Genomic DNA, 9,343 nt, shown 5'->3' with positions numbered 1-9,343 from the left:
TAGTAGGGTGCGTCAGATGTCAAAAATCTGTTAATTGTTACAGAATAATCTGCTCTGACGCACCCTACAAGAAAGTTTCATAATCACACTTGCCTAAGTCCTAAAGGTGATAAGTTTAGTGCATTGTGGTAGCAATATCTACATCGTCGGTTTTGAGTTGACCATCTTCCATATAAATAATTCGGTCAGCAATATCTAAAATGCGGTTGTCGTGGGTGACAAGCAAAATTGTACAGCCTTGTTCTTTGGCTAGTTTCTGCATTAGTTCTACAACGTCGCGTCCAGATTTTTTATCGAGTGCGGCTGTGGGTTCGTCGGCTAAGACAATTTTAGGATGGCTGACTAAAGCACGGGCGATCGCAACTCGTTGTTTCTGCCCACCAGATAAGTTTTCAGGGTAGTAATTTACACGCTCGCCTAATCCTACTGTCTCTAACATGGCGATCGCCTTGCCGTTGATATCATCATTTAAATACTGATCATGCAATTCCAGTGACATTCGCACGTTTTCTTTAGCTGTTAAAAATGTCATCAAGTTATGCGCCTGGAAAATATAACCTATCTGGCGACGCAATTTAGTTAACTTTTGTTTACTCGCACCGCAGATTTCCTGGCCTAATATTTTTAAACTCCCTTCTTGCGCCGAACGCAAGCCACCCATGAGAGTTAACAGCGTTGTTTTCCCTGAGCCAGAAGGGCCTGTCATAATCACAATTTCCCCGGCTTGAATCTCTAAATTAATGTCAAATAAGACTTGTTTACGTAACCCACCTGAACCAAAATAATGATTGAGGTTCTGCACAGCAATCACAGGTTCTGAAGTTGAAAATGTCGATTCCGAATTGACTGGTATAAATTCTTGCAGCATTGTTTAATGGGGGATTGGAAGACAGAAAAGCTAATAACTAATGACTAATGACTAATCACTAATGACTAAAAGCTAAAATACGTCGGCTGGGTCAGCAGAACGTAGTTTTCGCATGGCGATCGCACCCGAAACACTACACATGATAATAGTCAGAATAAATACATTGATTGCCCGGTCTAATTTCATGGCAATGGGCAACATAGTAGCAGCGTAGGTGACTTGATATAATCCAAAGGAAAGAATGAAGGCGGGAAGATATCCAAAGAAGGCTAATAATAAAGCTTCTTGTAGTAGGGCTATGAGTAAATAACCGTCTGTGTAACCCATTGCTTTGAGGGTGGCGTATTCTGGCAAATGGTCAGACACATCAGAGTAAAGAATCTGGTATACAATCACAATGCCGACAATAAACCCTACTACCGTACCCAAGCCGAAAATAAAACCGATACCTGTACCGTTAGCCCAGTATTCTTTTTCCGTTTGGGCAAAGCCTTCTGGTGTCAAGACTCTCACATCATTGGGTAAACCTGCGGCTAGTTGCGATCGCACTTTTTCTACATCTGCACCCGGTTTTAAAGTAATTAACCCTACTTCGATTCTGTCTGCTTTACGTTCTGGAAATAGTCTTAAAAACGTAGAATCACTAACGATAACATTACCATCAGCCGCAAAGGATGCACCGTTACTAAATACGCCTTTAACATTAACGGCTATATTATTCAGTTCTGTGGGAAATTTACCTGTTTTTTGAAATATATCACCAACCGCACCGTATTCAGGACGACCTGCTTGATCAAATAACACCTGATTTAATTGTTTAATCCCATCCTGGTTTCTTTTCACTTCGGGAAACTTAAATACAGATGTCGTTGGATCAATACCCCAAACTAAGATAGCTCTATCCTGTCGGGTTTCAGGATTACGCCATTGTCCAGTACCAATATACAATGAACTGACTGACTGCACGCCTTCATAACCTAGTGTTTGATAAAGTCGCTCTCTCGAAAAACTTTTCACTGAAAATAATGTTTGAAATTGCGGATTAATTAGCACCAAATCCGCTTGTAAATTCCGATGGGGTTGTATAGCAGCATCAAACAGCGCACTTTCAAATCCCAACTGAATAAACATCAGCATATCCGCAAAGGTAATACCTGCCACCGCTACCGCTAGGCGTGTTTTTTCTTTCATTAATTGCCGCCATGCTAGCGGCGTTTTCCGCAAAATTTTAGATAACATAATTGGGGATTGGGGATTGGGGATTGGGCATTGGGGATTGGGCATTGGGGATTGGGCATTGGGAAATAATTCTCTCTTCTGTTCCCTACTCCCTATTCCCTATTTCTTATAATTCAATTGCTGTTTGCACTTGCAAGTTAGTTAAACCTGCAACTTTTTTGCTGTCTTCAGGAGTCAGGCGAATTTTAACTTCTATTACTCGGCTGTCGAGGTTTTCTCCTGGTTGGTTGCTAAATACGTTTTGGCGGTTGACTTGCAAGCCAATATGAGACACTTTACCACGCAGTTCTCCCGCAAAGGCTTGTCCGGTAATTGTGGCGGTTTGTCCTAGTTTGACTTTGCTGATGTCAGATTGATAGACTTCCGCTACCGCAATCATTTGCTCAGTTTGGGCTAAGTCTGCAATGCCGTTGTCGCTGATTTTTTCGCCGACTCTTGTATGAATTTTGAGAATTTGTCCCGCTATTGGTGCTTTGATGTCAGCTGCTTCTAGGTCTGCTTCTGCACGTTTGAGTGAGGCGATCGCTTCCTCAACTTCTGCTTGCGCTGCTTGCACATCTACAGGACGCACTTCTGCAATACTGGTGAGTGTGGCTTTCGCTTCCCTGACTTGCTTTGTACTGGTGGCGTTTATCCGGTTGAGTGCAACTTTCGCTTCTGCTAGTTGTTTGCTGGCGGTGGCGTTTATCCGGTTAAGTATAGCTTTGGCTTCGTCTAATTGCTCTTTGGCGGTTTCTACACTCAAGCGTTTACTATCAAAGGCAGAGTTAGAAATCGCCCCTTCTGCATACAATTGTTGATAACGTTTGTATTCTGCTTCGGCGTTTTTTAATTCTGCTTCTAGCTTTCTAATCGTGGCGGTTTGGGCGATTCTGTCTCCTTGCCATTGTGCCTCAATCCGAGCAATGGTTTCTTGTTGTGCTGTAATATCTCCTTGCGATTGCGCCTGTAAGCGTTCTATACTGGCTTGCTGTGCTAAGATATCGCCACTTTTAGCTCCGGCTTTCACTTGATTGAGTTTAGCTTGGGCGACTTTTACCTGTTTTTGGGCTTGCAGTACAGCAGTTTTCAAACGGGCTTGAGAATCTAAAATTGCAATGACTTCTCCAGAGTTGACAGTATCACCTTCTGCTACAAGAATTTTAGCCACGCGATCGCCATCTAAAGCTAAGGGTGCAGATAGTTTAATTACTTCTGTTTCCGGTTCTAATCTACCTAAAGCTGTAACTTTCGGTGCGCTAGCTTCCGCTTGGAAATTAGTATCTGATGCCGCAGTTTTGCCAATGTACCCAAACTGAGAAACTACATAAAAAATCATGCCACCAGTCACAGCCGTAGCTGCCATTACTAATGCAATTAACCCTTGATTTGTTCCTTTAAATAACACTTTTTGACTCATATTCCCCTCTATAAACATGATTTTGTTGTATTTCTATCCCTCTGTGCTAAATAACTTTTCCACACCAAGACACAGAGTATTTTTTATGATGCCCACGAAATCACCTAACTTATCAAAAAGCTTCTAATTTCTAACCTCTAGCCTCTGCCCTAAATAAGCCGTGATCATTTTGCCCAGCAATGTACATTGCTCAACAAAATCAATCGTTTCATTACACCACAACTTTTCTAAAATTAAGCCATTCACCAAGCTCAATACAAAGGTAGCTAAGGCTGTATCTTGTACACCTAATAACTCACAAACTGCTTGCTGATAATTTCTATTTGCACGCTTGAATACATGATTATTGCGTAATTCATCTATGTCTTGATGCTGACAAAAATCAACCCAAATATAAGTCCACTTAATAAAGTAATCTTGGTTTTTTACTAAATATCTGCCCAAGGCTGTCATCGCCGCTTCTACAGTTTTTGCACCGCCCATCTCCGCTAAGGCTGCACTCACATCTCGCTGGCTAATTTCTTCTACTAATTGCTCAAACAAAGCCTGTTTACTAGGGAAGTAATGATATAACGTTCCTGTGGAAACGTTTAAGCCTTGAGCAATTTCCCTCATGGTAATCGAACCATAGCTTTTAGAGGCAAATAAATCAAAACACTTGCCGAGCAGTTCTTTGCGGTATTGCTCATGATCAACAACTTTGGGCATAATGTCTTTTTTATATCGAACGCTCGTTATTTTTAGTAAAACTCAGTTTGAGATGTTCGTCAAGAACTTATAAGCAAAATGAATCAAGGTTAAGCTTTTAGCCGATATTGTCCTGATTTATCGCTTTCTCTCTGAGCGATCGCTGAAAAATTAAATTTTTGTAAATTTACAAATTCACATTTCTTAATGTAATATTTAGTATTGGCTTTGTCAACATAGATACTCAGCCTCTATGTTGTAGTGTGCGTAAAAATTTTTAATTACACTTGCATAAAGCCGCAAACCCTAGCAGATGAATAGTAGAGAAACATAACCAGATGATTCATGTATAGTTAATCACCTATAAAACGTAGTTTTAATTACTTTCACAATTTTTTCATCTGTGCAGACTGAACAGAAAAATTTGTGACAATTTTGATACAAATTTGTTAAGAATAGTTACAGCACCCGTAACACAAGGAAATTTTCTTATGGTAGATGCACTTGACAACAACCCACCGCACCAAGTCGTGATTGTTGGAGGTGGTTTTGGTGGACTTTATGCGGCAAAAGCACTTGCTAAAGCGAAGGTAGAAGTTACCCTAATTGACAAACGTAACTTTCACCTATTTCAGCCACTTCTTTACCAAGTCGCCACCGGAACGCTATCACCAGCCGATATTTCCTCGCCTTTGCGTGCCGTATTGAGCAAGAGCAAGAATACAAAAGTATTGTTAGGAGAAGTGAACGATATCGACCCAGAAGCGCAACAAGTGGTCATGGGAGATGAGAAAATTCCTTACGATACTTTAATTGTGGCCACTGGTGCGAAGCATTCGTATTTTGGTAAAGATAATTGGGAAGAATACGCGCCGGGGTTGAAGACTGTAGAAGATGCGATTGAAATGCGTCGGCGAATTTTTACAGCCTTTGAAGCGGCAGAGAAGGAAAAAGATCCAGCCAAACGGCGAGCTTGGTTGACTTTCTTGATTGTGGGTGGTGGCCCTACCGGGGTAGAATTAGCGGGTGCGATCGCTGAATTAGCATACCAAACCCTGAAACAAGATTTCCGCAACATCGACACCAAAGAAGCGCAAGTTATTCTCCTAGAAGGATTAGATCGAGTTCTGCCACCTTTCGCGCCAGAATTATCACAAGTAGCGCAAGCATCCTTACAAGATTTAGGTGTGGATGTCAAGACCAAAACTTTGGTAACGAATATTGAAAATGATATTGTTACCTTTAAACAAGGCGATGAAGTTAAAGAAATTGCCTCTAAGACTGTATTATGGGCTGCGGGTGTGCAAGCTTCCCCAATGGGTAAAGTATTAGCACAACGCACAGGTGCAGAATGCGATCGCGCCGGACGAGTTATTGTAGAACCAGACTTAAGTATTAAGGGACATAACAATATTTTCGTAGTTGGGGATTTAGCTCACTTCTCGCACCAAAACGGTAAACCCCTTCCTGGCGTTGCACCAGTCGCCAAACAAGAAGGTGAATATGTCGCCACATTAATTCAAAAACGCCAACAAGGTCAAACTTTGCCAGCATTCAAATACACCGATTACGGTAGTTTAGCAATGATTGGGCAGAATGCAGCCGTTGTAGACTTAGGCTTTATCAAGTTGAAAGGCTTCTTTGCGTGGTTATTCTGGCTAGTAATTCATATCTACTTCCTCATTGAGTTTGACAATAAGTTAGTAGTTACGATTCAGTGGGCATGGAATTATTTGACTCGTAATCGTGGAGCGAGATTAATTACAGGGCAAGAAGCTGCTGCGGGAGTCAAAAATGTTAACAATAGCAGTCATTACCAGCCCAAAGAAAATAGGCTGACAGTCAACGTCTAGAATTTTGGCTATGTAGCTAGTATTAGCTGAAAATTTGCTGAAAATTTGTGGAATAGGTATTTTGCTTCATCGAGGTAAAATGCTGATTCCACTATTTTTTTTGTGGGCAGCTTTCGGAGCAGAGGGAGCAGAGGAGCAGGGGGAGCAGGGGGAGCAGGGGAGAAAAACTAATAACTAATGACTAATGACTAATGACTAATGACTAATAACTAATAACTAAATAGTATCTCAAATGACAATTGTGAATTTTGTCAAGTGTTCATCATAAACGGCAACTTGTATCACGAGTTTGTTACACATTTATTAAGAATAGTTACACTCCTCTTAACACAAGGAAATATTAGTTATGGTAGCTTCACTTAAGAAGAATCCACCACATCAGGTTGTCATCGTTGGTGGTGGCTTTGGTGGATTGTATGCAGCAAAGGCACTTGCTCAAGCGAATGTGAATGTTACTCTCATTGATAAACGTAACTTTCATTTATTTCAGCCGCTTTTATATCAAGTTGCTACAGGTATGCTATCCCCTGCTGATATTTCCGCACCATTGCGTTCCATACTCAGCAAAAGCAAGAATACAAAAGTGTTGTTGGGAGAAGTAAAAGATATTGATCCAACTACCCAACAAGTTATTTTAGGTGATAGAGTAGTACCTTATGATACATTAATCGTTGCCACAGGCGCGAAGCATTCCTATTTTGGTAAAGATAGCTGGAAAGATTTTGCTCCGGGTTTGAAAACTGTAGAAGATGCGATAGAAATACGTCGGCGGATATTTAGCGCATTTGAAGCAGCAGAAAAAGAAACTGATCCTGAAAAACGCCGTGCTTTGTTAACTTTTGTAGTGGTGGGCGGTGGCCCTACCGGGGTAGAATTAGCGGGTGCGATCGCCGAGTTAGCATACAAAACTCTCAAAGAAGACTTCCGCGACATCGACACTTCCGAGACTAGAATTTTACTATTGCAAGGGGGCGATCGCGTCCTCCCAGCTTTAGCACCAGAGTTATCGCAAGCAGCAGCAGCATCTCTGGAAAAATTAGGTGTAATTATCCAAACTAACACCAGAGTAACCAATATTGACAACGATATCGTTACCCTCAAACAAAACGATCAATTCAAAGAAATTGCTTCAAAAACTATATTGTGGGCAGCAGGTGTGCAAGCTTCCCCAATGGGTAAAGTATTAGCAGAACGTACTGGTGTAGAGTGCGATCGCTCCGGCAGAGTTATTGTAGAACCAGACTTAAGTATTAAGGGACATAACAATATTTTCGTAGTTGGGGATTTAGCTCACTTCTCCCACCAAAACGGTAAACCCCTTCCTGGTGTTGCACCAGTCGCCAAACAAGAAGGTGAATACGTTGCCGCATTAGTGAAACAACGTCTGCGTGGTAAAACTTTGCCCGAATTTAAATATACTGATTATGGCAACCTAGCCATGATTGGACGAAATTTAGCCGTTGTAGACTTAGGCTTGGTCAAGTTGCAAGGCTTCATTGCTTGGTTATTCTGGCTATTCATTCACATCTACTTCCTGATTGAGTTTAACCAAAAACTCCTAGTAATGATTCAATGGGCGTGGAACTACGTCACCCGCAAACGTGGCGCGAGATTGATTACTGGTAAAGAATCTTTGGCGTTGGCACAAGTTGAAAATACTAATGGTAAAAGTCAGTATACAACAGCCAACAATAGACAGACAGTTAATGCTTAGTTTTCTGCTCATAATTTCCTTGTTGGGGTGTACAGTCGTACACCCTTTCTTCTTTGTGTTTGTTTGGCTTGTTTATGAATAGGTAAAACTTTATTATTAAACTCAACTTCAGAGATGTTTATAGAGGAATCTGAACCAGATATTTTAGTTTTACGTATAATTGCTGTGTTTATGGAAATTAAACATATATTAAGCTAATTTTTAAAGTTTGTGTCAGTTTTAACCAGTTACTACAGGTTATATCCTGGTGTGTGTGTTGAACCTGAAACAGCAACAGTTATGTCAGCAAACACTAATCAATTATGGTTAATCAGGAATTTTCGGCAGGGCAAGCAAACCTAAAATTGGCACTTTGGAATGCGGCAGCTGAATCAATCAAAAGCAGTGAAATATACGCGCAACTTCAACAGCTTAGACTACCGCCAGAAGTTATCAGCCGCTTACATGAGATGCTTTCTTTTACAAAGAAAATTGCAGGTAAAGTCTTTGCTGTAGGAAAGATTATACTTATCAAAATTTTGGAGTTTGTTAAAGCTCATCCTTTTCTGGTAGCGGGTGCTGGTATAGGTGCTGTTGTAGGTGCTGCTATTGCAAGTTTAATAACCTCAATACCATTTATCGGGCAACTTCTAGCACCAATAGCAGCATTGCTGGGAGTCACTATTACTGGAGTTGGTGCAGTAGTTGGACATAGGCTAGACAAGCAGTTTCAGGGTGTGGGTGAAGATATTTTTGAAATTGCTCAACAGTTTTTTGCACTCCTCAGTAGTGTATTTAACACTATTGTTCCCAACGTTGCAACTCATTGATATCTAGCTGAAAATTCTAGAGGTTAAAAATGTCTAACAAAAAAAATCTTACAAAAGAAGAACTTCTCAAAGTAATTGACCAATTAGAGAAGAATCCAAATGACAAAGTTGGTATTTTTGCTGATATTGGGATTACTGCGTTCGGTGCTGCTGGAGCAGGAGCAGCCGCAGCATTATTAGGAACAACGACAGCATCTATACCAATCATTACAGCAGTAACAGGTATTGGCATGGTTGTAGCAGCACCAGCATTTCTTGTAGCTGGTGCTGCTGTAGCTGGTGGAGCTGCTTTGTATGGGGTATCACGATTGATCAAAGATGGTGGGTTTCATGAAGGTAAACAAAAACAACTTTTGGCAGAATATAGAGAAAGATTAAGAGAAATTGAACTTAAAGAAAGGCAATCGCAGCTTGACGAGCATGACAAAACAAAATTTCACTTATTTTTAAAAGAACCTCTAAAACATAATTTAATTAGTCCTGATGAAGCTCAACATTTGATGCAAGCTGTAGAAAACTCTCAAATACCTTTGAGCGAAGCTTACAAACTGGTGGGACAAATTTTATCTGATAGCCAAATATCTGAACCCGAAAAGATAATTACCTTATGTCCGAATTGTTCGCAAAAATTACGTGTTCCCAAACATTTGGGAGAATTAAATCTGAGTTGTCCTAAATGCAAACATCGTTGGTCATGGTCTCCGCACTAATAGCTATATAATAAGCATCTCCGAAAAAGAAAATAGGGTAGTGGACTGTCTAGACTAAAATGTT

General features: G+C 40.7%; 8 protein-coding genes. 4 read left to right on the top strand and 4 right to left on the bottom strand.

Going from position 1 to position 9,343, the window contains the following annotated elements; all coding sequences use genetic code 11:
* Positions 1–115: 115 nt before the first annotated feature.
* From A3775_RS22690 to A3775_RS22675, 4 genes are all read right to left on the bottom strand, one after another.
* Positions 116–868, bottom strand: coding sequence for a DevA family ABC transporter ATP-binding protein (locus tag A3775_RS22690; RefSeq protein WP_066426940.1), 753 nt, complete (start codon positions 866–868; stop codon positions 116–118).
* Positions 869–940: 72 nt separating this feature from the next.
* On the bottom strand, positions 941–2,107 hold the full coding sequence (devC, locus tag A3775_RS22685) for an ABC transporter permease DevC (protein ID WP_066427045.1): 1,167 nt from the start codon (positions 2,105–2,107) through the stop codon (positions 941–943).
* A gap of 106 nt (positions 2,108–2,213) precedes the next feature.
* Entirely contained in the window at positions 2,214–3,506 is a 1,293-nt protein-coding gene (locus tag A3775_RS22680) for an ABC exporter membrane fusion protein (RefSeq protein ID WP_066426939.1), read from the bottom strand.
* Positions 3,507–3,629: 123 nt separating this feature from the next.
* Positions 3,630–4,214 carry a TetR/AcrR family transcriptional regulator gene (locus tag A3775_RS22675; protein ID WP_066426936.1) on the bottom strand — a complete coding sequence of 195 codons (585 nt, stop codon included), beginning with the start codon at positions 4,212–4,214 and terminating at the stop codon, positions 3,630–3,632.
* Between the two features lie 470 nt (positions 4,215–4,684).
* Between A3775_RS22675 and A3775_RS22670 the strand changes: the two genes are divergently transcribed.
* The 4 genes from A3775_RS22670 (at position 4,685) to A3775_RS22655 (ending at position 9,279) form a co-directional block, all read left to right on the top strand.
* Complete coding sequence (locus tag A3775_RS22670; protein WP_066426934.1) at positions 4,685–6,046, top strand: NAD(P)/FAD-dependent oxidoreductase; 1,362 nt, start codon at positions 4,685–4,687, stop codon at positions 6,044–6,046.
* A gap of 346 nt (positions 6,047–6,392) precedes the next feature.
* Positions 6,393–7,760: an NAD(P)/FAD-dependent oxidoreductase gene (locus A3775_RS22665; protein ID WP_066382113.1), complete on the top strand. Its 1,368-nt coding sequence runs from the start codon at positions 6,393–6,395 to the stop codon at positions 7,758–7,760.
* A 302-nt stretch (positions 7,761–8,062) separates the two neighbouring features.
* Complete coding sequence (locus tag A3775_RS22660) at positions 8,063–8,569, top strand: hypothetical protein (protein WP_066426932.1); 507 nt, start codon at positions 8,063–8,065, stop codon at positions 8,567–8,569.
* 29 nt (positions 8,570–8,598) lie between these two features.
* A complete protein-coding gene (locus A3775_RS22655) occupies positions 8,599–9,279 on the top strand; it encodes a hypothetical protein (RefSeq protein WP_197480222.1) in 681 nt (226 codons plus the stop codon).
* Positions 9,280–9,343 lie beyond the last annotated feature (64 nt).

It is taken from the genome of Anabaena sp. 4-3, assembly GCF_001597745.1.
Classification (GTDB): domain Bacteria; phylum Cyanobacteriota; class Cyanobacteriia; order Cyanobacteriales; family Nostocaceae; genus Trichormus.
The sequence above is the reverse complement of the archived record's forward strand: the minus strand, read 5'-3'. Positions and strand labels throughout refer to the sequence as shown.